The organism is Amycolatopsis sp. FBCC-B4732 (assembly GCF_023008405.1).
Taxonomy (GTDB): domain Bacteria; phylum Actinomycetota; class Actinomycetes; order Mycobacteriales; family Pseudonocardiaceae; genus Amycolatopsis; species Amycolatopsis pretoriensis_A.
This window is the reverse complement of record NZ_CP095376.1, coordinates 8,828,249-8,849,149: the sequence shown is the minus strand read 5'-3', so window position 1 is coordinate 8,849,149 and position 20,901 is coordinate 8,828,249. Positions and strand designations below refer to the sequence as shown.

Annotated in this window: 22 protein-coding genes and 1 riboswitch; of the genes, 6 read left to right on the top strand and 16 right to left on the bottom strand. The window is 71.2% G+C overall.

Annotated features, from left to right (window positions below; genetic code table 11):
• Positions 1-53 precede the first annotated feature (53 nt).
• The 3 genes from MUY14_RS40040 to MUY14_RS40030 all read right to left on the bottom strand — a co-directional run bounded on the left by MUY14_RS40040 (position 54) and on the right by MUY14_RS40030 (position 3,460).
• Positions 54-425 carry a helix-turn-helix domain-containing protein gene (locus tag MUY14_RS40040; protein ID WP_247017475.1) on the bottom strand — a complete coding sequence of 124 codons (372 nt, stop codon included), beginning with the start codon at positions 423-425 and terminating at the stop codon, positions 54-56.
• Between the two features lie 4 nt (positions 426-429).
• Positions 430-795 (bottom strand): type II toxin-antitoxin system RelE/ParE family toxin, encoded by a 366-nt coding sequence (locus tag MUY14_RS40035; RefSeq protein ID WP_247017473.1) that lies wholly within the window; start codon positions 793-795, stop codon positions 430-432.
• Between the two features lie 106 nt (positions 796-901).
• A complete protein-coding gene (locus MUY14_RS40030) occupies positions 902-3,460 on the bottom strand; it encodes an ATP-dependent Clp protease ATP-binding subunit (RefSeq protein WP_247017471.1) in 2,559 nt (852 codons plus the stop codon).
• Positions 3,461-3,829: 369 nt separating this feature from the next.
• Here MUY14_RS40030 and MUY14_RS40025 point away from each other — a divergent pair, with 369 nt between their 5' ends.
• Entirely contained in the window at positions 3,830-4,747 is a 918-nt protein-coding gene (locus MUY14_RS40025; protein WP_247017469.1) for a (2Fe-2S)-binding protein, read from the top strand.
• Here MUY14_RS40025 and MUY14_RS40020 read toward each other — a convergent pair.
• Positions 4,657-5,223 carry a TIGR03086 family metal-binding protein gene (locus tag MUY14_RS40020; RefSeq protein WP_247017467.1) on the bottom strand — a complete coding sequence of 189 codons (567 nt, stop codon included), beginning with the start codon at positions 5,221-5,223 and terminating at the stop codon, positions 4,657-4,659. The genes MUY14_RS40025 and MUY14_RS40020 overlap by 91 nt on opposite strands.
• Before the next feature lie 62 nt (positions 5,224-5,285).
• Between MUY14_RS40020 and MUY14_RS40015 the strand changes: the two genes are divergently transcribed.
• Complete coding sequence (locus tag MUY14_RS40015) at positions 5,286-6,110, top strand: DUF6597 domain-containing transcriptional factor (RefSeq protein ID WP_396126881.1); 825 nt, start codon at positions 5,286-5,288, stop codon at positions 6,108-6,110.
• Positions 6,111-6,239: 129 nt separating this feature from the next.
• Here MUY14_RS40015 and MUY14_RS40010 read toward each other — a convergent pair whose 3' ends face one another.
• Positions 6,240-6,590, bottom strand: coding sequence for an Lsr2 family protein (locus MUY14_RS40010; RefSeq protein ID WP_247017463.1), 351 nt, complete (start codon positions 6,588-6,590; stop codon positions 6,240-6,242).
• Between the two features lie 147 nt (positions 6,591-6,737).
• Complete coding sequence (lysS, locus tag MUY14_RS40005; RefSeq protein WP_247017461.1) at positions 6,738-8,249, bottom strand: lysine--tRNA ligase; 1,512 nt, start codon at positions 8,247-8,249, stop codon at positions 6,738-6,740.
• A 76-nt stretch (positions 8,250-8,325) separates the two neighbouring features.
• On the opposite strand from lysS, the gene MUY14_RS40000 reads away from it, so the two are divergent.
• The 3 genes from MUY14_RS40000 to MUY14_RS39990 all read left to right on the top strand — a co-directional run bounded on the left by MUY14_RS40000 (position 8,326) and on the right by MUY14_RS39990 (position 9,950).
• The gene (locus tag MUY14_RS40000; RefSeq protein ID WP_247017460.1) at positions 8,326-9,078 is read left to right on the top strand and encodes a class I SAM-dependent methyltransferase; all 753 of its coding nucleotides are present in this window, start codon (positions 8,326-8,328) and stop codon (positions 9,076-9,078) included.
• Positions 9,079-9,099: 21 nt separating this feature from the next.
• Positions 9,100-9,170: riboswitch (guanidine-III (ykkC-III) riboswitch) on the top strand.
• A gap of 27 nt (positions 9,171-9,197) precedes the next feature.
• Positions 9,198-9,512: a multidrug efflux SMR transporter gene (locus MUY14_RS39995; protein WP_247017458.1), complete on the top strand. Its 315-nt coding sequence runs from the start codon at positions 9,198-9,200 to the stop codon at positions 9,510-9,512.
• Between the two features lie 33 nt (positions 9,513-9,545).
• Positions 9,546-9,950, top strand: coding sequence for a DUF6640 family protein (locus MUY14_RS39990; protein ID WP_247017456.1), 405 nt, complete (start codon positions 9,546-9,548; stop codon positions 9,948-9,950).
• Positions 9,951-10,140: 190 nt separating this feature from the next.
• Here MUY14_RS39990 and MUY14_RS39985 read toward each other — a convergent pair whose 3' ends face one another.
• The 7 genes from MUY14_RS39985 to MUY14_RS39955 all read right to left on the bottom strand — a co-directional run bounded on the left by MUY14_RS39985 (position 10,141) and on the right by MUY14_RS39955 (position 17,353).
• Positions 10,141-10,920, bottom strand: a complete 780-nt coding sequence (locus tag MUY14_RS39985; protein ID WP_247017453.1) for a type III pantothenate kinase — start codon at positions 10,918-10,920, stop codon at positions 10,141-10,143.
• Between the two features lie 5 nt (positions 10,921-10,925).
• On the bottom strand, positions 10,926-11,420 hold the full coding sequence (gene panD / locus MUY14_RS39980; protein WP_247017451.1) for an aspartate 1-decarboxylase: 495 nt from the start codon (positions 11,418-11,420) through the stop codon (positions 10,926-10,928).
• 9 nt (positions 11,421-11,429) lie between these two features.
• The gene (gene panC / locus MUY14_RS39975) at positions 11,430-12,335 is read right to left on the bottom strand and encodes a pantoate--beta-alanine ligase (RefSeq protein ID WP_247017449.1); all 906 of its coding nucleotides are present in this window, start codon (positions 12,333-12,335) and stop codon (positions 11,430-11,432) included.
• Positions 12,332-13,291: a Rossmann-like and DUF2520 domain-containing protein gene (locus MUY14_RS39970; RefSeq protein ID WP_396126880.1), complete on the bottom strand. Its 960-nt coding sequence runs from the start codon at positions 13,289-13,291 to the stop codon at positions 12,332-12,334. The genes panC and MUY14_RS39970 overlap by 4 nt, the downstream gene beginning before the upstream one ends.
• Positions 13,292-13,380: 89 nt before the next feature.
• The gene (locus MUY14_RS39965) at positions 13,381-14,484 is read right to left on the bottom strand and encodes a PrsW family intramembrane metalloprotease (RefSeq protein ID WP_247025475.1); all 1,104 of its coding nucleotides are present in this window, start codon (positions 14,482-14,484) and stop codon (positions 13,381-13,383) included.
• A gap of 178 nt (positions 14,485-14,662) precedes the next feature.
• Complete coding sequence (locus MUY14_RS39960; protein WP_247017445.1) at positions 14,663-16,822, bottom strand: DUF6779 domain-containing protein; 2,160 nt, start codon at positions 16,820-16,822, stop codon at positions 14,663-14,665.
• 69 nt (positions 16,823-16,891) lie between these two features.
• Positions 16,892-17,353 (bottom strand): DUF3180 domain-containing protein, encoded by a 462-nt coding sequence (locus tag MUY14_RS39955; RefSeq protein WP_247017443.1) that lies wholly within the window; start codon positions 17,351-17,353, stop codon positions 16,892-16,894.
• Between the two features lie 118 nt (positions 17,354-17,471).
• On the opposite strand from MUY14_RS39955, the gene MUY14_RS39950 reads away from it, so the two are divergent.
• On the top strand, positions 17,472-18,407 hold the full coding sequence (locus MUY14_RS39950; RefSeq protein WP_247017441.1) for a MerR family transcriptional regulator: 936 nt from the start codon (positions 17,472-17,474) through the stop codon (positions 18,405-18,407).
• Positions 18,408-19,252: 845 nt separating this feature from the next.
• On the opposite strand, the gene folK is transcribed toward MUY14_RS39950, so the two are convergent.
• From folK to folP, 3 genes are read right to left on the bottom strand one after another with little or no spacing between them, the layout of a single operon-like run.
• On the bottom strand, positions 19,253-19,744 hold the full coding sequence (gene folK, locus MUY14_RS39945) for a 2-amino-4-hydroxy-6-hydroxymethyldihydropteridine diphosphokinase (RefSeq protein ID WP_247017439.1): 492 nt from the start codon (positions 19,742-19,744) through the stop codon (positions 19,253-19,255).
• Positions 19,741-20,100, bottom strand: a complete 360-nt coding sequence (folB, locus tag MUY14_RS39940; RefSeq protein WP_247017437.1) for a dihydroneopterin aldolase — start codon at positions 20,098-20,100, stop codon at positions 19,741-19,743. The genes folK and folB overlap by 4 nt, the downstream gene beginning before the upstream one ends.
• On the bottom strand, positions 20,093-20,899 hold the full coding sequence (gene folP / locus MUY14_RS39935) for a dihydropteroate synthase (protein ID WP_247025473.1): 807 nt from the start codon (positions 20,897-20,899) through the stop codon (positions 20,093-20,095). The genes folB and folP overlap by 8 nt, the downstream gene beginning before the upstream one ends.
• Positions 20,900-20,901: the final 2 nt, after the last annotated feature.

The following is a 20,901-nucleotide window of genomic DNA, read 5'->3' as shown; positions in this document are numbered from 1 at the left end:
CGGATTCCCCTCCCAAGGCCCGCGGGCATCGTCTCACGGGCTCAGGAGGCGGCTCAGGCGCAGGCCCCGGCCTCGGGCGCGGCCTCGGGCGCGGGAGCGGAGACGGTGACGTCGTGGTCGTCGAAGTCCGCGACCACGCGCAGCCGGCCGCCGAGAGCCGAGATGTAGCGCCGCAGGGTGTCCAGCTCCATCTGCCCGGGGTCCCCCTGCTCGAGCTGACTGATCCTCGGCTGGCTGACGCCCATGCGCTTGGCGAGCTCGGTCTGGCTGAGGCCGGCGTCCTCGCGGAGCTGAGCCAGGCGGAACCCGAGCACGAACGCCTCGGTGGCTTCGCGCGCGGCGGCCCGAGCACCCCCGACGTCCCGGCCGGCGTCCCGGTCGATGGCGGCCTTGTCCGCCTTCACGTCCTTCCAGGATCGGCTCATCGCGTCAGCCCTCCGCTCCGTGACTCAGGTGTTCGCGAAACCGCAGCTCCGCGACGGGGATGTTCCGGTCGTACCAACCCTTCCAGTTCCCGGCCTTGTCGCCGGCGACCAGGAGCACCGCGCGCCGGACGGGGTCGAACGCGAACAGGATCCTGATCTCGCTGGCGCCCGCAGAGGCCGGCCGCAGCTCTTTCAGGTTGTGCAGCCTCGAACCGTGCACCCGATCGACCAGCGGCCGCCCGAGACCGGGACCTTCCCGAGCGAGCACGTCGATCGCCTCTTCGACCCGGTCCGCAGAGACCGGGTCGGTCCGGCACAGGTCCACGAACCACCGGTCGACCTCGTCGTGCAGCTCGATCTCCCACTCCATCCAGCAACTATAATGTAGACCTTATGGCCGGAATGCGCCAGACACGACAAAGGGCGGCTCCCCCCTCAAGGGGAACCGCCCTTCCTACGTCGTAGCTAAAGCCCGATCACTCGGCTTCGGCTTCGCCGCTCTGCTCCTCGTGGCCCGCGCCGATGCTGACCGGCGGGGCGTCCGGGATCGAGGACGGCCGGCGCTCACCGCGGAAGGTGAACTTGGCCTGGTCGTCCTTGTCCTCCGGGTTGCCGCTCCAGCCTTCGACGTCGACCAGGATGATCTGGCCCGCCTCGACCTCGCCGAACAGGATCTTCTCCGACAGCTGGTCCTCGATCTCGCGCTGGATCGTGCGGCGCAGCGGCCGGGCGCCCAGCACCGGGTCGAAGCCGCGCTTGGCCAGGAGGGACTTGGCCTTCTCGGTCAGCTCCAGCTCCATGTCCTTGGCGCGCAGCTGCGTCTCCACGCGGCCGATCATCAGGTCGACCATCATGATGATCTGTTCCTGCGTCAGCTGGTGGAACACGATGATGTCATCGATCCGGTTCAGGAACTCCGGGCGGAAATGCTTCTTCATTTCCTCGTTGACCTTCTGCTTCATCTTCTCGTACCGGTTCGTGGTGTCGTTGCCACCGGCGAACCCGAGGGAGACGGACTTCGAGATGTCCGACGTGCCCAGGTTGGACGTGAAGATGAGGACCGTGTTCTTGAAGTCGACCGTGCGACCCTGACCGTCGGTCAGGCGGCCGTCTTCCAGCACCTGCAGGAGCGTGTTGTAGATCTCCTGGTGCGCCTTCTCGATCTCGTCGAACAGGACCACCGAGAACGGCTTGCGACGCACCTTCTCCGTCAGCTGGCCGCCCTCTTCGTAGCCCACGTAGCCCGGAGGGGCACCGAAGAGCCGCGAAGCGGTGTAGCGGTCGTGGAACTCGCCCATGTCGATCTGGATGAGCGCGTCGTCCTCGCCGAACAGGAACGCCGCCAGCGCCTTCGACAGCTCGGTCTTACCGACACCGGACGGGCCGGCGAAGATGAACGAGCCCGACGGGCGCTTCGGGTCCTTCAGACCGGCACGCGTACGGCGGATCGCCTGCGAGACGGCCTTGACCGCGTCCTCCTGGCCGATGATGCGCTTGTGGAGTTCGTCCTCCATGCGCAGCAGCCGGGTGGTCTCCTCCTCGGTCAGCTTGAACACCGGGATGCCGGTCCAGTTGGCCAGCACCTCCGCGATCTGCTCGTCGTCGACCTCGGCGACGACGTCGAGGTCGCCGTCCTTCCACTGCTTCTCCCGCTCGCCCTTCTGGCCGAGGAGGGTCTTCTCCTCGTCACGCAGGCGGGCGGCCCGCTCGAAGTCCTGCGCGTCGATCGCGGACTCCTTGTCGCGGCGGACGTTCGCGATCTTCTCGTCGAACTCGCGCAGGTCCGGCGGCGCGGTCATCCGGCGGATGCGCATCCGGGCGCCGGCCTCGTCGATCAGGTCGATCGCCTTGTCCGGGAGGAACCGGTCGTTGATGTACCGGTCCGCCAGGGTCGCGGCGGCGACCAGCGCCGAGTCGGTGATCGAGACGCGGTGGTGCGCCTCGTACCGGTCGCGCAGGCCCTTGAGGATCTCGATCGTGTGCTCCAGCGACGGCTCGCCGACCTGGATCGGCTGGAACCGGCGCTCGAGGGCGGCGTCCTTCTCGATGTACTTGCGGTACTCCTCGAGCGTGGTCGCGCCGATCGTCTGCAGCTCACCGCGGGCGAGCATCGGCTTCAGGATCGAAGCCGCGTCGATCGCGCCCTCGGCGGCACCCGCCCCGACCAGCGTGTGCAGCTCGTCGATGAACAGGATGATGTCGCCGCGGGTCTTGATCTCCTTGAGCACCTTCTTCAGGCGCTCTTCGAAGTCACCGCGGTAGCGGGAGCCGGCGACCAGGGAGCCCAGGTCCAGCGTGTAGAGCTGCTTGTCCTTGAGCGTCTCGGGCACCTCGCCCTTGACGATGCTCTGCGCGAGGCCTTCGACGACGGCGGTCTTGCCGACGCCGGGCTCGCCGATGAGCACCGGGTTGTTCTTGGTCCGGCGGGACAGCACCTGCATGACCCGCTCGATCTCCTTGCCGCGCCCGATGACCGGGTCGAGCTTGCCCTCGCGGGCGAGCACGGTCATGTTGCGGCCGAACTGGTCGAGGACCAGCGACGACGACGGGGTGCCCTCACCGCGGCCGGAACCGGTTTCGGTGGACTCCTTGCCGCCCTGGTAGCCCGAGAGCAGCTGCAGCACCTGCTGGCGGACCCGGTTGAGGTCCGCACCCAGCTTGACCAGCACCTGCGCGGCGACGCCTTCGCCCTCGCGGATCAGGCCCAGCAGGATGTGCTCGGTGCCGATGTAGTTGTGGCCGAGCTGCAGCGCTTCGCGCAGCGACAGCTCCAGCACCTTCTTGGCGCGCGGCGTGAACGGGATGTGCCCGCTCGGCGCCTGCTGGCCCTGGCCGATGATCTCTTCGACCTGCTGGCGCACGCCCTCCAGGGCGATGCCCAGCGACTCCAGCGCCTTGGCGGCGACACCCTCACCCTCGTGGATCAGACCCAGGAGGATGTGCTCGGTGCCGATGTAGTTGTGGTTGAGCATCCTGGCTTCTTCTTGAGCCAGAACGACCACCCGCCTCGCGCGGTCGGTGAACCTCTCAAACATGTGCACTCCCTCGACTGCTGCGCCGGCGGCCCGTTTCCATCGTGCTTTCACCGCGATGGATTCAGCACCGTGAGACCACTCTAGTAGCCAAGTCGTCGCGCTGGCGTACCACTACGGCTGACAGTGGCCTTTTCCGCACCCGGACGTGGCATCTCCCGGGCACTTCCATCTTCGTGCTGCCCTGCACCTTTACGTCAAGCCCAACGTGCGGAGGGCCATCCGGATTCCGCCATCCGCGCGGTGTCCGCTCACCGCGAACAGTCCGCAACCTGGGAGTGCCGGATCACCCCGCCACCCGATTGGCGCAGCCGCCGTCTGCCTGTAAGGTTAGGCACGCCTAATCCACTACGCCTGCGAGGAGGGCCGCGGTTGAACCACCAGCGGTCCTTCCGTGACGCACGCGAGGTCGGAGACGGCCTCGCGTCATCGTTGCGGCGGGTCTCCGGCCGCCAGGAGCGCACCGAGCTGCGCCGGGACGTCCCGGCGGGCTGGATCCGCTGCTCGGAGCTGCTGGAGACCCCCGCGTACTTCGCCGAGTGGCGCGGCCTCCTCGGCGACTGGCTGCTGCGCGAGCACGACGCGACGCCGCCGCGGACCACGGCCAGCTGGGTCATGACGTGGTACCTGCACGTGCCGGCCTACGTCGGCGCGCTGCTGCTGCACCACGAGCGGCGGGTGCCGTCGCTGAAGCCGGCGGAGCTGGCGTTCCGGCTGGCCGACGACCGCCCGCACCCCGACGGCATGGCCGTGCTGGGTGACGCGTTCCACTGCCTGCCCACCGACCCCGGTTCCGCCCGCCCGGAGGCCACCGTGGTGCGCGACGAGCGCGCGCTGGCGGCCGTCCTGCGAGCGCGTTACCTGGCTCACGCCGCCCAGTTCGTCCAGGCGTACGCGCCGGTCAGCAGGCTCGGCAAGCGGATGCTCTGGGCGGCGGCGACCGACGCGCTGGAGAACTCGCTGTGGTGGGCGGGCCGCCAGGGCGGCACCGCGGAAGCGGAGGGCGCGGGCGTCGCCGACGCGGCACTGGTCCTCGACGCGCGCTACCCGCCGCTGACGTCGGCGTCGACGTTGCGCCTGGCGGAGGGCCCGGACGGCCACCGCGAGTGGACGCGGCGCCGCGAGAGCTGCTGCTTCTCCTACCTGCTCCCGGCCGAGTCGGAGTGCGAAGGGTGCCCGCGCACCTGCTCGCCGCGGGCTCAGGGCGTCCAGGACGGGTCGCGGCCCGAGGCGCCCAGTGCCCGGTCGAACGCCGGCGCGGCCGCCGGCACCTCGACCTCGGGCCCGTAGACGCCCATCGAGCGCGCCTGCGCACCCATCAGCGCCGCGGACTCGTACACCGCTGTCGCCGCTTCAGGCGTGACAGCGAGCTCCTGGCCGCTCGCCCGGGCCAGGTCCCAGCCGTGCAGCACGAACTCGCCCAGCACCATGTCACCGACCACCGAGGCGGGCAGCCGCGTCGTCCCCAGCGCCGTCAGGCCGATCCACGCCGACGGCGTGCCGAAGACGTCGACGAGCGTCTCGGTCTGCTTCTCCAGCGCCGCACGCCAGTCCTCGCCGACCAGCTCCGCCTCCGCCTCGGCGCCGCCGGGCGGCGGGTCCTCGCGGCGTCCCGCGGCCAGCAGCCACGGGCCCCAGAACAAGAGGTGGTTCAGCAGCCCGCGCACGGCGTACCCGGCGCACGGCGTCGGCGCGGTCAAGTCGGTCACGGCGGTGGCGACCCGGAGGAATTCGCTCGCGGCGGGCCGCAGCAGCTCGGCAGTCATGCCGGAGAGCCAAGCCGGTGCCCGCTTCCCCGTCTTGGACGAACGCGACAGCTACCGTGGTGATCGTGGCGCACCGGATCCCGCGCGGCATCGTGGCCGAGGCCACCGCGCGCACGATGTTCACGCTGACGAGACACCCGCCCGCCCCGGAGCTGGCGGATTTCGTCGAATACCACTGGGTCCTGCGCTGGGACCGGCGCGGCGAACCACCTCACGAGCAGCGGGTATTGCCCAACCTCTCGGTGCACGCGACGTTCTTCCCCGGCGCGTCCGGCGTGTACGGCCCGTCGCGCGACGTCTTTTCGCACCGCTTGTCGGGCCGCGTGCAGGGCTTGGGCGTGCGTTTCCGGCCCGGCTGCTTCCGCGCGTTCCTCGACGGCCCGGTGAGTGACATCGCCGACCGATCCGTCCCGCTCACGGACGTTTTCGGGCCGGCGGCGATCCCGGCCGCGGAATCGGTGCGCGCGGCGGCCGGCGACGCACAAATGGTCCGTGCGATCGACAACTTGCTGATCGCAAATCCGGTACGCCTGTCCCCGGCCGCGCGACAGGCGGCCGAGACGGTGGAATCAATCGCGCGTGATCCGGGAATTACCCGGGTGGTGCAACTGTGCGCGGATACTGGACTAACCACCCGGTCCATCCAGCGGTTGTTCGCCGAACACGTCGGCTGCCCGCCCAAGTGGGCGATCCGGATATACCGGCTCAACGACGCTGCGCAGCGGTTGGTCACGGAAGGAGAGCCGGATTACGCCGGACTGGCGGTTCGACTGGGCTATAGCGACCAGTCGCACTTCATCCGCGATTTCCGGACCGTGACCGGCCAGTCGCCCGCCGACTACGCCCGAACGGCTCGCGCGCCCGAACCGGACAGAGATCGGACATGAAGAAAGCCGCCGGGCGAATTCGCCCGGCGGCCACCGCTGGAAAGCCCGCTTCGAGGGATTCCGTCGAACCGGCGCGGGGGTCACCGCTGGTCAGCGACCCGCGACCACCCGCACCGGCGTGAACGTTCCTCAGTTCTTCTTGTGGTAGGCCTCGACGACCTCGGAGGGGATCCGGCCCCGGTCCGAAACCGCGTAACCGTTCTTGCGCGCCCAAGCGCGAATGGCCTGGTTCTGCTCGCGGTCGACCGCGGCCGGGCGCGCCGATCCCTTGCCGGAGACCGGACGCACGGTGGCGCGCTTGCGGCCACCCGCGCGCCGCGCGTGTTCGACGTACTGGGCGAGTGCGTCCCGCAGCTCCTCGGCGTTTTCCGAGGAGAGATCGATCTGGTAGCTGACGCCGTCCAAACCGAACTCGACGGTCTCTTCGGCCTCGCTGCCGTCCAGGTCGTCCACCAGCGAGACGAGCACCTTCTGCGCCATCTGTTTCCTCCTGCGGGGCTTACTCAATGATCTGGTGACGGGGCGAGCCCCGGGGACAGAAGACTTTGTCTAGAACATTAGTACCCGCTCCGGGAGTGCAGCGCAAATCTCTATGCGATAACCGACCGCTATCCTCACACGGGCGGGTTATTCAGGTCGCACGAGCGGGAAGAGGATCGTCTCCCGGATACCCAGACCGGTCAGCGCCATGAGGAGCCGGTCGATCCCCATTCCGACGCCGCCGCTCGGCGGCATTCCGTACTCCAGGGCCCGCAGGAAATCCTCGTCCAGCCGCATGGCTTCGCTATCACCCTGCGCGGCCAGCAGCGACTGTTCGGTGAGCCGTTCCCGTTCGACGACCGGATCGACCAGCTCGGAGTATCCGGTGGCGAGTTCGAATCCGCGCACGTAGAGGTCCCACTTCTCGGCGACACCGGCCCGCGAGCGGTGCTGCCTCGTCAATGGCGACGTCTCCAGCGGAAAATCACGGACAAACGTCGGTGCGTGCAGGTGATCTCCGACGAGGTGTTCCCACAGTTCCTCGACGAGCTTCCCGTGCCCGAGCTTCGGGTCCACTTCGAGGCCCCTGGCCTGCGCGAATCCGTGCAGTTTGGCGGCGGGCGTCTCCGGCGTCACCTCTTCGCCGAGCGAATCGGACAACGACTCGTACATTCCGAGTGTGGTCCATTCGCCGGAGAGGTCGTACTCCGAACCGTCGGGCAACGTGACGACCTGGCTGTCCAGCACGGCCTGCGCGGCCTCCTGGATCAGCTCCCGCGTCATCACGGCGTTCGTGTCGTAAGTCGCGTAGGCCTCGTAGTACTCGAGCATCGCGAACTCCGGCGAGTGCGAAGAGTCGCTGCCCTCGTTCCGGAAGTTGCGGTTGATCTCGAAGACCTTTTCGATGCCGCCGACGACGCAGCGCTTGAGGTAGAGCTCCGGCGCGATGCGCAGGAACAGCTCCATGTCGAAGGCGTTCGACCGGGTGACGAACGGGCGGGCCGCGGCGCCGCCGTGCAGCGTCTGCAGCATCGGCGTCTCGACCTCGGTGAACCCGCGGCGGTGGAACGACTCCCGCAGCGACCGGACCACGCCGGCGCGGGTGCGCACGACGTCCCGCGCGCGCGGGCGCATGATGAGGTCGACGTAGCGCTGGCGGATCCGCGTTTCCTCGGCGAGTTCCTTGTGCGCGTTGGGCAGCGGGCGCAGCGCCTTCGACGTGAGGCGCCAGCCGTCGACCATCACGGAGAGCTCGCCGCGCTTGGAGGTGATGACCTCACCCTGCACGAACACGTGGTCGCCGAGGTCGACGTCGGCCTTCCACGCGGCCAGCGCGTCTTCGCCGACCTTCGCCAGGCTGATCATCGCCTGCAGCTCGGTGCCGTCGCCCTCGCGGAGGCTGGCGAAGCACAGTTTGCCCGTGTTGCGCAGGAACATGACCCGGCCGGTGACGCCGACCTGCTGCCCGGTGGCGGTGTCGACGGGCAACCCGGAATGCGCCGCGCGCACTTCGGCGAGCGAGTGCGTGCGGGGTACCTCGACCGGGTAGGGATCGATGCCTTCGGCGAGGATCCGGTCGCGCTTCTCCCGGCGCACCCGCATCTGCTCCGGCAGTTCGTCTTCGGCGGGGTCGCTGGTGGAAGCGGGGTTTTCGGTCATGGCCCATAGGGTACGAACCCCGCCGCGCGCTACGCCAACCGGATTACCTTTACTTTCCCTCCATTAACCTGGCCCGGTGAGTGATCCCACACGCGCCCGCCGGGCTTCTTCCTTCGGCAGCCGAGCGGCCGCGTACGCCGAGCACCGGCCCGATTACCCGCGGGCAGCGATCGAGTGGGGCCTTTCCGGCGCCACCGGAACCCCGCGGCGGGTGCTCGATCTCGGCGCCGGAACGGGCAAACTCACCCTCGGCCTCACCGAGCTCGGCCTCGACGTCACCGCGGTCGAACCCGACCCGGAAATGCGCGCCGAACTGGCGCGCCGGGTGCCGTCGGCGACGTCACTGGCCGGCCGGGCGGAACGGATCCCGGTACCCGACGCCGAGGTCGACGCGGTATTCGTCGGCCAGGCGTTCCATTGGTTCGACGTACCGGCGGCGATGACCGAGATCGGCCGCGTGCTGCGTCCCGGTGGCGTGCTGGTGCCGATGTGGAACTACGAAGACGAATCGGTGCCGTGGGTGGCCGAGTTCACCGAACTGGGCCGCGACGGCGCCCGCAAGCCGGCGTCGACCGACGATTTGCGCGCGGTGGCGCACCCGGCCTTCGAGCCGTTCGACGACGAACGGTTTCACCATGTGCAACGGCGGACCGCGGAGAGCCTCCTGGAAACGATCGCGACCTATTCCCTCGTGATCGTCTCGGACCCGGCGGAGTCGTCGGCGCTCCTGACGCGCCTTCGCGAGTTCCTCGCCGCGAACCCGGCGACGGCGAATGGTGAGTTCGACCTCCCGCTGGTCACGTGGGGCCTGCGCGCCCGCCGCCGCTAGCTTTCCGGCGTGCTAGCTTCGGAAGTGGCCCCCGCACCCGCGGCCGGCCCCGGACGAGCGCGTCGTACCCGGTGCGGACAAGACGGCGCAGTGGTTCCCCACACTGCGAAAGGCTCGTCATGTCTTGGCTCGTCCTTGTCCTGTCCGGCGTGTTCGAAACGATCTGGGCGGCCGCGCTCGGCGCGTCCAAGGGGTTCTCCCGCCCGGTTCCCACGCTGGTGTTCGCCCTCGCGCTCGCACTGAGCATGGGCGGCCTGGCGTACGCACTGCGCGAAATCCCGCTGGGCACGGGTTACGCGATCTGGGTCGGCATCGGCACGCTCGGCACGGCGGCGTACGGCATGCTCGCCCTCGGCGACCCGGCGACGACGGCGCGGATCACCTGCCTGGCGCTGATCGTGGCGGGCGTGGTCGGGCTGAAACTGCTGCATTGACCTCGATCAAGCTGGAGGTTCGATACTGGCGGGATGAGCAGGAAATCGTTGGGGCGAGCCCTGATCTCGCTGACCTCACTGGTGACGGCGGTGGGCCCGTACCGCGCCGACTGGAACGAGACCCACGTGTACAACCCGGCTTGGCGACCGCACGCGAAGTTCCACAACGGGCAGACGATGAGCCTGGGACTGGCGCTGGGCGCCACCAGCTTGTGGCAGCTGTGGCGGCCGTCGTCGGCTCGGGCCGGGCTCGACGCGGGAGCCGCGCTGGCGTCGTTGTACTGGCTGACGCAGATCTCGGCGCTGGCGTATCCCGGGTCTCGGGCCGTGGACCCGCCGGGCACGGCCCGGTTCCCGCAGGGGAAGGTGGCGATTCCGGCACTGGCGGTGACGGCGCTGGGGTACGTGCTGGAGCGACGCAGGCTGACCCGCGGCTGACGGCTGTCTTCAGGTCCGCAGCGAGGTCGCGGCCGAACGTTCGCGCGGGATCGCGACCGGACTCGGCGCCGACGCGGTGAAGCCGGCTTCCACCGGAACCCTCTGGCTGCGCCGGGCCGGGCCAAAAGCCGGGAAAGCCCGACTGCAGCCCGGTTGTCCACAGCCCACCCGAGTTGTGGACAACCGCGCGTCAGGGGCGGATGTTCCGCTCGTAAACCAGCCGCAGCCCGAGCAAAGTCAGGTCCGGCACGTGGTCCGTGATCGTCTCCGACTCCTCGAGCACCAGCGGTGCCAGCCCGCCCGTCGCCAGCACCGCCACCGGTTCCGCGCCGCCGGGCGAAAGCTCGCGCACGATCCGCTTCACCAGGCCGTCCACCTGCCCCGCGAACCCGTACAGGATGCCCGACTGCAGGCACTCCACGGTGTTCTTCCCGATCACCGACCGCGGCGGCACCAGCTCGACCTTCCGCAGCGCCGCAGCGCGCAACGCCAGTGCGTCCACCGAAATCTCGATGCCCGGCGCGAACGCGCCGCCCAGGAACTCGCCGCGCGCGGAAATCGCGTCCACGTTGGTCGACGTGCCGAAGTCGACCACCACGCACGCCGTGCCCTTGTGGAGGTGGTGCGCGGCCAGCGTGTTCGCCAGCCGGTCCGCGCCCACCTCCTTCGGGTTGTCCACCAGCAGCGGCACACCCGTGCGGACCCCCGGCTCCACCACGATCTTCGGCACGCCGGCGTAGTACCGCGAAAGCATCACGCGCAGTTCGCGCAGCACCGCGGGCACCGTCGACAGCGCGCTGATGCCCGTCACCGAATCCACGTGCGGACCCAGCAGGCCGCGCACCGTCAACGCCAGCTCGTCGGCCGTCATGCGCGCGTCCGTGCGCATGCGCCAATCGCCCACGAGCGACTGACCGGACCAAAGCCCCAGGACGATGTTCGTGTTGCCGACGTCGACGGTGAGCAGCAAGCGGGTCAGCTTTCCGCGTGCAGCAACGCGTCGAGGCGGCGGGCGTCCGCCGTCTCCGCGACCGGGAAGATCGCCGTCTCGTCGTCCGGCAGCGTCACCGTGCCGGACAGCAGGCCCGAACCCTCCGGCGCGTAGCCGGGGTCGCTGTGCCGGTGGACGATCCGGTTGTCCGCGTCCACGAACACCACGCGCGGTTCGTACGTCGCGGCCTCGGCGTTGTCCATCTGGCCGTACGAGATGAGAATGACCAGGTCACCCGGGTGCACCAGGTGCGCCGCGGCGCCGTTGATGCCGAGCACGCCGCTGCCGCGTTCACCCTTGATGACGTAGGTCTCCAGCCGGGCGCCGTTGGTGACGTCCACAATGGACACCTGTTCGCCCGGCAGCAGGTCCGCGGCCTCCATCAGGTCTTCGTCGACCGTCACCGAACCGACGTAGTGCAGGTCGGCCTGGGTCACGGTGACGCGGTGGATCTTCGACTTGAGCATCGTGCGGTACATCGTGGACTCCTATTCCCCTGCGTCCAGCCGCTCCGGGTGCTCGACGGCCTTGCCGAGCAGCACCGGAACGTTGTCGATCAGCCGGGTACTCCCCACCCGGGCAGCGATCAACAGTCGTGCTTCACCATCGACGGGCGCGGGCCCGAGGTCGGTTCCCCTCAACTCCAGGTAATCCACCTCGACCGCCGGCCGCGCGGCGAGGGTCTTCCACGCGGTCTCGAGGACCGCGTCGGCCCCGTCCCGGCCGACGAACGCCCCCGCGGTGAGGGCGGCCGACAGGACGATGGCGTCTTCACGCTGCTCGGGCGCCAGGTAGACGTTGCGCGAGGACAGCGCCAGCCCGTCGCGCTCCCGCACGGTCGGCACGCCGATGACGCGCGTGTCGATGTTCAGGTCCCGGACCATCCGCTTGATCAGCACCAGCTGCTGGTAGTCCTTCTCCCCGAAGAACGCGTAGTCCGGGCGCACCAGGTTGAACAGCTTCGCGACGACGGTCAGCACGCCGGCGAAGTGGCCGGGCCGCACGACGCCCTCGAGCTCGTCGCCGAGCGGGCCCGGGTGCACGGTCACGGTGGCGCCCTCGGCGTACAGGGCGTCGGCGCTCGGGGTGAACGCGATTTCGACGCCGTCCTCGCGCAGCACCGACAGGTCGGCCTCGAGCGGCCGCGGGTACGCCTCGAAGTCCTCGCCCTCGCCGAACTGCAGCGGGTTGACGAAGATCGAGGTGGCCACGACGGTGTTCGGCAGCCGCTTCGCGCGGCGGATCAGCTCGCGGTGCCCGGCGTGCAGCGCGCCCATGGTGGGCACGAGCGCGAGCTTGCGGCTGACGCCGTGCAAGGCCCGGCTGACCTGGTTCATCTGCTCGGGCGAGGTGAACGCGTTCAGGGTGCCGCGGCTGAATTTCGGTGTGGTCACTGGTCTTGGTGCCCTTCGGCGGGATCGTCGAGGAGTTCGGTGAGGTCTTTGGCGGCCGCGGTGTCCAGCAGCCCGGCAGCCGCGGAACGCGCTGCCGTGCGCTTGGCCAGCGCCCGGTAGGCCGGCGCCACGTCCGGCGCCCGGTCCGCGAGCACCGCGAGGTGCTTGCGGACGGTGCCGAGATCGCCACGCGCGACCGGGCCGGTGAGCGCGCGGTCGCCGTGTCGGAGCACATTATCCAACGCCGCCGAAAGCAGTGGTGCCACCAGGCGTTCGGAATGCCCGATTCCCGCTTCCCGCAAGACTTCCGTGCAATCGGCGACCAGCGTCATCAGGTGGTTCGCGCCGTGGGTCAACGCAGCGTGGTAGAGCGCTCGCGCGGAGTCGGGGATGCGCACCGGCTCGGCACCCATCTCGACCGCCAGCGCCTCGCCGACGTTCCAAGCCGCCTCGTCGTCGGCGGCCGCGGTGACGCCGATGCTGCACGCCGCCAGCCGTTCGAGGTCCTCCTCGCGGCCGGTGAACGTCATCACCGGGTGCAGCGCGAGCGGCAGCGCCCCGGCTTCGGCCGCGGGGGCCAGCACGTCGATGCCCTGCGCGCCGGAGGTGTGCACGACGATCTGCCCCGGCCGCAGCGACCCCGTGGCGACGAGCCCGCGGACCATCCCGGCCAGCGCGTCGTCGGGCAGGGCGAGCAGCACCAGGTCGGCCCGGCCGACGGTCTCGTCGGGCGGCAGGATGGGCACGTCGGGGAGGAGGCGTTCGGCCCTGGCCAGCGACGCCGCGGACAGGCCGGACGCGGCCACCACGGTGTGCCCCGCCCGGGCCAGCGCGGCGCCGAGCACACTGCCCACCCGGCCGGCGGACACGACGCCGACCGCGAGGCGGGCGGGCCTCATCATGGCGTGCGCCTGTGGACGCTCATGGCTGGCAGACTCCCTCTGCTCTCGTTCCAGTCCCGCTCCGGGTACCGGACGAACGGCGCGAGACTAACTCGATTGAGCGCGCCGCGTTGAACCCGGGTGACCAGCTTCACCGGACCGGGTCACCCGCGGGCGGCCTCGTCGGCGAGGCGCGTCGCCTCCGCGCGAGCGGACTTCAACGTGCGCAGCAGCTCGCGCTGGCGCTGCCGGTCGGCGTCGCTGCGCAGCTCACGCCGGTCGAGGAAGGCGAGCTCGGTGACGCTCGCCTGGTAGACGGCGACGGCCCTCGCGGCTTGCTTCCCGGACTGGCGCTTCGCCTGCCGCCGCCAAGCCCGGCGGCCGGGCAGGCTGGCCAGCAGATCGACCTCCGACGGCGCGATCCAGCGCGCCGACGCCATGTGCGGCAGCGCGGTGGCGATGATCCGCTGCTCCCGCCGTCGCTGCAGGACGACCAGGTAGACCACGCCGAGGAACAGCGGCAGCATGATCAGGAAGTAGACGGTGAGGAACTTCGACCCGCCGAGCAGCGCGGCGCTGTTCCACAGCGCGTGCAGGCAGACGGCGGCCAGGTAGCCGGCGACCGGCGCGATGATCTTGAGCGCCTTGGTGGTCGTCCGCGCGGCGATGCCGATCCCGATGCCGGTGAGCACCGCGAACAGCGGGTGCGTGAACGGCGCGAGCACGCCACGCAGGAAGAACGCCGTGATGACGCCCTGGCTGTGCCCGTCACCGAAGCCGTAGTCGGCGAACGCGCGGCCGAAGTAGTAGATGTTCTCGGTGAAGGCGAACCCGGCGGCGCTGAACCCGGCGTAGACGACCCCGTCCACGACGCCGTCGAACTCGCTGGAGCGGCGCCAGGCGATGAGCACGACGAAGAGCGCCTTGGCGGCCTCCTCGACGACGGGGGCCGAGACGAGCGCGGCGAGCGTGTTGCCGTTGCCGGACCCGAGCAGCTCGTCCCCGACCGCCTCGGCGGTGGTGTTGATGAGCAGCGCGGTGATGGTGGCGATGCAGGCGCCCCAGGCGAAGGCGAGCAGCAGGAACTTCGCGGGCTCGGGCTCCCACCGGTCCACCCAGAGGAACCCGGCGACGACCCCGGCGACCGGCACGAGCGCGGCCAGCACCCCGATGGTGACGGCGAGCGGCCCGACCCGCGCGGTGGCCAAGCCGAACAGGAACAGGCCGCACAAGGCCACCACGATCAGTCCGAACACCGGCAGCAGCACGGTGATCCGGCGAGGCCGCCGTCCGCGATCAAGTCCCGTCGCGGGCGAGAGGGTTCCGCTCACAGGCGGTCACCCTACGCAGACCGGACACGAGACGGAACGCCACCTCGCCCCACGGCGTGCCGCTCCTGCTCCGCCTGCGCGCCCCGATGTGGCCTTGAGGCGCTTGGAGCCTGGCTCAGTCCTCCGCGCGTCGGCGGCGGCGCGGGGTCGAGCCCGTTCCGCCGTTCGCCGCCAGCAGCTCGCTCACCGAGCGGCCGGCCGCGTGCGAACCGCTGCCCGGCTGTGGCTCCGCGGACCGGTGGCCGTTGCGCCCGTTGCCGTTGTGGCCGTTGCCGTTCTGCTGCTCGACGTCCGCCGGGTCGACCGGGGCCATGTTGCGCCGGGACATCGACGCGCGCTCGGCGACCATGCCCTCCCACGCCGGGGGCTCGCCGTCCGGGCGACGGCGGCGGCCGCCTCCCGTGGGCTCCGGGGCGGGGACCGGCGGCATCTGCTGCGACTCGTCCGGCTTGCGGCGGCGCCCGCCGGACCCGCCCTGGAAGTTGCGGACCGACTCCGGGAGCGTCGGGTTCGCCATCGGCGCCTCGCCCTGGGCGGCCGCCGCCGGCGCGCGGTGCGAACCGCTGTGCCGCGACGACGGCTCGTCGAGGATCGGCGACATGTCGGCCCGCGAGAACTGCTCCAGCCGCGACGGGCGGCGGCCGTCGGCGGCCGGGACCGGGGTCGTCGGCGGGACCACCGGCGGCAGGTCCGTGCGCGACGGCTGCTGCCGCGACGAGGGGCCGGTGCTCGGCACCGGCGTCGTCGGCGGGACGACCGGGAGGTCGGTGCGCGACGCGGCGGCGTCCCTGTTCATCGGCGGGGCCTGCTTCGGCTCGGGCGGCTTCGGCCGGTTCGGGCGCTGCCGCTCGGCGAAGTCGTCGCGGTTCTGGAAGGCCGCGCTGAGGTCCTTGACCGGCCGGATGTCCGACCGCGACATCTCGGACGGCTTGGGTGGCGGCGCCGCGGGGCGGCCCGGCGCCGGACGCGGCGGCTCGGGCGCCTTGCGCGGCTCGGGCCGGGCACCGTTCGGCTTGGGGTTGACGCGCGGCAGGTCCGGCCGCGACATCTCGACGCGCGGGATGTCCGGCCGGGACATCTCCACCCGCGGGATGTCGGGACGCGACATTTCGACGCGGGGGATGTCCGGGCGCGACATCTCCACCCGGGGGATGTCCGGCCGGGACATCTCGACGCGCGGGATGTCGGGGCGCGACATCTCGACCCGCGGGATGTCCGAGCGGGACACCTCGGCGGGCCGCATCGCCGGGCGCGACAGCTCCGCGCGGCGCGCGGGCGGCGGCTCGGGACGGCGGATCTCGGTCTTCGGCTCCGGCACCCGCCGGATCTCGGTCTTGGGCTCGGGCCGCGGGACCTGTCGCGTCGGCTCGGCGGCAGCTTCCGGACGTCGCTCAGGCTGCTTCGCGACCTCTTCGGGCTTCGGGAGCCGCATCGGCTGCGACTCGGCCTGGCGGCGCGCGGCCTCGGCCCGCAGCTCGGCGGCCTTCATCTCGCGCTGCGCGGCGTTCAAGGCCGGGTCGACGGCCGGCACCGGCGGGCGGCGATCGCTCAGCGGCTTCGGCCGCGCCATCTGCTGGGTGCTCTGCACCGAGACGTTCGCGGGGGTCTTCGGGACGGCCTTGCCGCCGAAGCCCTTGCCCAGGCCCTTGCCGTTCGCGGGCTTGCCGTTCGACGCCTTGCGGCGGCGCTCGTCGAGGACGCGGTCGATCAGCTCGGTCGGCCGCTCGCCGCCCTCGGGCATCGGCTTCTTCGCGGCCATCAGCTGAGCGGGCCTCTTCTTCGGCGCGCCGTCCGGGATCATCCGGTTCTCGTCGGACAGCTTGCGCATCCGGGTCGCCTGCGCGGTCAGCGCGACGCGTTCGAGCAGCACCTCGCCACCGAACAGCGACTGGAGGCTGTCGCGCAGCGCCGACACTTCGGCCCGCAGCGCCTCCAGCTCCTCGCGCCCGCGGGAGTCGGCGGCGGTGCGGTTGTCCGCCTCCATCTCCAGCTCGTACTCACGCCGGGCCGCGATCTCGCGTTCCAGCTCCAACTCGTACACAGCCTGCGCCTCGGCGACCGCGTCCTCGCTCTGTGCCGCGTGCTTGCGGTACTTCACGGCGAGGAAAGCGCCGATCAGGGCAGCCCAGAGGGCCGCGACGATCCCCAGGCGGAGATAACGAAGATCGTCGCTGAGCACCAGTGCGAGGGTGGCTCCGATGGCGAGGACGAATCCGACGACTAGCCACGGCCTGCCCAGAAGGCGGCCGCGCGAGTCGTCACCCACGCCGGTCATGACTGACACCGTACCTGCTCGTAATCCGAACGAGACCTACTCGGTCCAGCGAGCGGTGGGATTCCAGCGCTAACCGGTCGTCCCGCGGGTGCGCTCCCGGTCTTGGTCGCGCGGGGTCCGGCAGCAGTGTTCGAGCCACAAACCCGCTGCTACCAGGGCCGCGGCGGAGGCGACGCCGACGACCGCCGCCCGGGTGTCGAGAACGGCGGCGACGAGTTCGTCACGTCGCGGGAAAAGGTAGGCGAGCGCGGCCAGCCAGGCACCGGCCATGAACGCTCCGGCGAGTGACGAAGCCTTGGCCAAGGCCACCGATCGGGCGATCCCGATCGCGGCAACGACCCGGCCGTTCTTGATCCGCGACCGGATGGAGAAGGCGAGCACGCCCTCGATCACGGCCAGGACGGCGAGGGTGACGCCGGCGAGCAGCGGCAGCTGGGGCAGCGAGCCGTAGGCGATCTGGAACAGCAGGTAGCCGACGGCCAGGCCGAGCAGCCCGGCGACGACCAGGTCACGGGACCGCGTGAAGTGCATGACCCAACCGTACCGAGCTGTGACAGCCGGGGCTGCGCCCCGGGCCGGGGGCTCCGCCACCCGGAACCCCCGAAGTAGTCTTGACTCTCCCCCGACTGGAGACTTCACCATGCGTCTAGTGGGCACCACCGCGACATTCACCATCGGCGAGCTGGCCAAGCGGACGGGCCTGCCGGTCAAGACCATCCGCTTCTACTCGGACGAAGGCCTGTTGCCACCGACCGAGCGGACGGACGCCGGCTACCGCCTCTACGACGCGGCGGCGATGGCCCGCCTGGAGCTGGTCCGCACGCTGCGGGAGCTGGGCCTCGGCCTAGCCGACGTCTCCGCGGCGTTGGCGAGGCCGGCGACGGTCGGCGAGCTGGCGACCCGGCACGTCGAGGCCCTGGACGAGCAGATCCGGCGGCTGCGGCTGCGCCGGGCGGTGCTGCGCGCGGTGGCGAAGCGCAATTCCGAACTGGAGGAAGTGAACCTGATGAACCGTCTCGCGTCGATGTCGGACGAGGAGCGCAAGCGGCTGGTGGACGAGTTCTGGGACGAGATGGTCGCCGGGCTCGAGGTGAACGAGGAGTTCTACGAGCGGATGCGCGCGGGCAAGCCGGAGCTGCCGGACGACCCGTCGCCGGAGCAGCTGGAAGCGTGGATCGAGTTCGCGGAGCTGGTGCAGGACCCGTCGTTCCGCGCCCTGATCAGGGGCATGAGCGAGCAGCAGTCCCAGCAGATCAAGGCGGGCGAGTTCGAGCAGCCGGCCCAGGCGTGGCAGCAGAACTGGCCCGGCTGGGTTTCCCGCGCGGAAGCGGCAGTGGAGGCGGGCGATTCGCCCACGTCAGAGGCGGGGCAAACGCTTGCGTCCGAGATCGCGGCGGCGACGGCCCGCCCGGACCAGGACCCGGCGTCACGGGAGTTCCGCACGGAGATGGCAGACCGCTTCGAGACGAGCGGCGACCCGCGAGCGGAGCGCTACTGGCAGTTGCTCGCGACGATCAACGGGTGGCCCCCGGTCCCCACGGCCCAGCCGGCGGTCCGTTTCATGGTCGCGGCCCTGCGAGGCTGACGGCATCCTGTCACCGACCGCCAACCGCAGCTCGGCGATCGATGGCCGGGCGGGGCTTGACTTGACTTGCTCGGCGCGTCCGCGCCGCCGGCCGCGGCGGCGCCCGGCGGGCGGGGCGGCGCCCGGCGGGCGGGGCGGCGCCCGGCGGGCGGGGCGGCAATGGCCGGCTCAATGGAGGCGGGCGGGGCGGAGTTGGCCGGCGCCGCCGAGGCGGCAGGCAGCCCGAGAGCGCACCGGGCGGGCGGAGTTAGTCGGCTCAGCCAAGCCGACGGCAGGCCGTCGCGGCGCCCGGCGGGCGCAGTTGACCGGCTCAGCCAGACCTGCGGGCAAGCCGTGGCGGCGCCCGGTGGTAAGGAGCCAGCCGGCTCCACCAAGTCGGCGGCAGGCCGTCGCGGCGCCCGGCGGGCGCAGTTGACCGGCTCAGCCAGACCTGCGGGCAAGCCGTGGCGGCGCCCGGTGGAAGGAGCCAGCCGGCTCCACCAAGTCGGCGGCAGGCCGTCGCGGCGCCCGGCGGGCGCAGTTGACCGGCTCAGCCAGACCTGCGGGCAAGCCGTGGCGGCGCCCGCTGGAAGGAGCCAGCCGGCTCCACCAAGTCGGCGGCAGGCCGTCGCGGCATCCGGCGGGCGGAGTTGACCGGCTCACCCAAGCCAGCGGGAAGGCCGAGACGGCGCCCGGGGGCGGGGCCGGAGTTAGCTAACTCAGCCAAGGCGGCAGGCAGGCGTGGCGGCGCCCGGCGGGCGGAGCTAGCCAGCTCAGACAAGGCGGCGGGCAGGCCGTGGCGGCGCCCGGGAGGAGTTGGCTGGCGCTGCCGAGGCGGCCAGCGGGCGGGTGGGCGGCTAAGCGGCTCAGGCGAGTTCGAGCGTTGTCCGGCGGACCGTTGCCACCTCGGCCGGGGGGCGGGCGGCCAGCAGGTCCGCGATCGGGCCGTGGCCTGGCAGCACCGCCTCCGGGGCGATCTCCGTCCACGGGACCAGCACGCTGGCTCGGTCCGGGGTTCCCGGGTGCGGGAGCAGCAGCTCGGGGTCGTCGGACGTCACGCCGTCCACCGTGACCACGTCGACGTCCAGGGTTCGTGGGCCCCAACGGAGCTCGCGGACCCGGCCCGCTGCCTGCTCCGCCGCCTGGCCCGTGCGCAGCCAGGCCCAGTGGTCGCGGGCCGGGTCGTCGACCACGCAGACCGCGTTCAAGAAGTCCGGCTGGGCTTCGACGCCCCAGGCCTTCGTTTCGTACACGCTCGACACCGCGACCAGCGCCGGGCGGACCGCGGCCAGGGCCAGCTTCAGGTAGCCGAGCCGGTCGCCGAGGTTCGAGCCGAGGGACAGGACCGCGCGGGTCATCGGGCGCGCCGGACCGTCACCGCGACGTCGTCGAACGTCAGCGGGATCGGGGCCGAGGGCTTGTGGACCGTCACCTCGATCGCGCTCAGGCGCTCGTCGCGCATGACCTCGTCGGCGATCTTGCCCGCGACGCTCTCGATGAGGTCGTACGGCTCGCCCGCGACGATGCCCGCCGCCAGCTCGGCCAGCTCGCCGTAGTGCAGGGTCTTGGTCAGGTCGTCCGACGCGGCGGCGGGCCCGAGGTCGAGCCATGCCGTGACGTCGATGACGAACTCCTGGCCGTCGCGCTTTTCGTGCTCGAACACGCCGTGGCGGCCGAACACGCGCAGGCCGGTCAGCGTGATCCGGTCAGACATCCGGCGAACCCTTTCCCCACGCCGCGGCCACCGCGACCGCGTCCAGCGAAGCTCCGACCTCGTGCACCCGCACGCCCCACGCGCCGGCCGCGGCGGCGAGGGCGGAAATCGCCGCCGTCGCGTCCTCGCGGCCGTCCGGGGACCTCGGCGTTCCGTCCTTTTCGGACAGCAGGCGGCCGAGAAACCGTTTTCGGGAGGCGCCGACGAGCACCGGGAAGCCCAGGGACAGCACCGAGTCCAGGCCGCGCAGCAACGCCCAGTCGTGCTCGGCGTCCTTCGCGAACCCGAGCCCGGGATCCAGCACGATCGCGCTCTCGGCCACGCCGGCCGCCAGCGCTTCGTCCACCCGGGCCAGCAGCTCGGACCGGACGTCGGCGACGACGTCCTGGTAGGACGCCAGCGCCTGCATGTCCTTGCTGTGCCCGCGCCAGTGCATCAGCACCCACGGCACCCCGGTTTCAGCCGCGACCCGGGCCATGTCCGGGTCGGCCAGGCCACCCGAGACGTCGTTGATCACGTGCGCGCCGGCTTCGAGCGCCGCGGCGGCGACGGACGCCCGCGTGGTGTCGACCGACAGCGCCACGCCTTCGCCGGCCAGCGTCCGGATCACCGGCAGGATGCGGTCCCGCTCGGTTGCGGCGTCCACCCGGGCCGCACCCGGGCGCGTCGACTCGCCGCCGACGTCGATCAGATCGGCGCCGCGCGCCCACATCGCGCGGGCGTGCTCCAGGGCCTGGTCGAGCCCGAGGTAGCGGCCACCGTCGGAAAACGAATCGGGCGTCACGTTCAGCACGCCCATCA

What these genes read in the sequence shown, in the direction of transcription:
- MUY14_RS40040 (WP_247017475.1), bottom strand. Translation starts at nt 425, where the DNA reads ATGAGCCGATCCTGGAAGGACGTGAAGGCGGACAAGGCCGCCATCGAC.
- MUY14_RS40035 (WP_247017473.1), bottom strand. Translation starts at nt 795, where the DNA reads ATGGAGTGGGAGATCGAGCTGCACGACGAGGTCGACCGGTGGTTCGTG.
- MUY14_RS40030 (WP_247017471.1), bottom strand. Translation starts at nt 3,460, where the DNA reads ATGTTTGAGAGGTTCACCGACCGCGCGAGGCGGGTGGTCGTTCTGGCT.
- MUY14_RS40020 (WP_247017467.1), bottom strand. Translation starts at nt 5,223, where the DNA reads ATGACTGCCGAGCTGCTGCGGCCCGCCGCGAGCGAATTCCTCCGGGTC.
- MUY14_RS40010 (WP_247017463.1), bottom strand. Translation starts at nt 6,590, where the DNA reads ATGGCGCAGAAGGTGCTCGTCTCGCTGGTGGACGACCTGGACGGCAGC.
- lysS (WP_247017461.1), bottom strand. Translation starts at nt 8,249, where the DNA reads ATGACCGAAAACCCCGCTTCCACCAGCGACCCCGCCGAAGACGAACTG.
- MUY14_RS39995 (WP_247017458.1), top strand. Translation starts at nt 9,198, where the DNA reads ATGTCTTGGCTCGTCCTTGTCCTGTCCGGCGTGTTCGAAACGATCTGG.
- MUY14_RS39990 (WP_247017456.1), top strand. Translation starts at nt 9,546, where the DNA reads ATGAGCAGGAAATCGTTGGGGCGAGCCCTGATCTCGCTGACCTCACTG.
- panD (WP_247017451.1), bottom strand. Translation starts at nt 11,420, where the DNA reads ATGTACCGCACGATGCTCAAGTCGAAGATCCACCGCGTCACCGTGACC.
- MUY14_RS39960 (WP_247017445.1), bottom strand. Translation starts at nt 16,822, where the DNA reads ATGACCGGCGTGGGTGACGACTCGCGCGGCCGCCTTCTGGGCAGGCCG.
- MUY14_RS39955 (WP_247017443.1), bottom strand. Translation starts at nt 17,353, where the DNA reads ATGCACTTCACGCGGTCCCGTGACCTGGTCGTCGCCGGGCTGCTCGGC.
- folK (WP_247017439.1), bottom strand. Translation starts at nt 19,744, where the DNA reads ATGACCCGCGCGGTCCTGTCCCTCGGCTCGAACCTCGGCGACCGGCTC.
- folB (WP_247017437.1), bottom strand. Translation starts at nt 20,100, where the DNA reads ATGTCTGACCGGATCACGCTGACCGGCCTGCGCGTGTTCGGCCGCCAC.
- folP (WP_247025473.1), bottom strand. Translation starts at nt 20,899, where the DNA reads ATGGGCGTGCTGAACGTGACGCCCGATTCGTTTTCCGACGGTGGCCGC.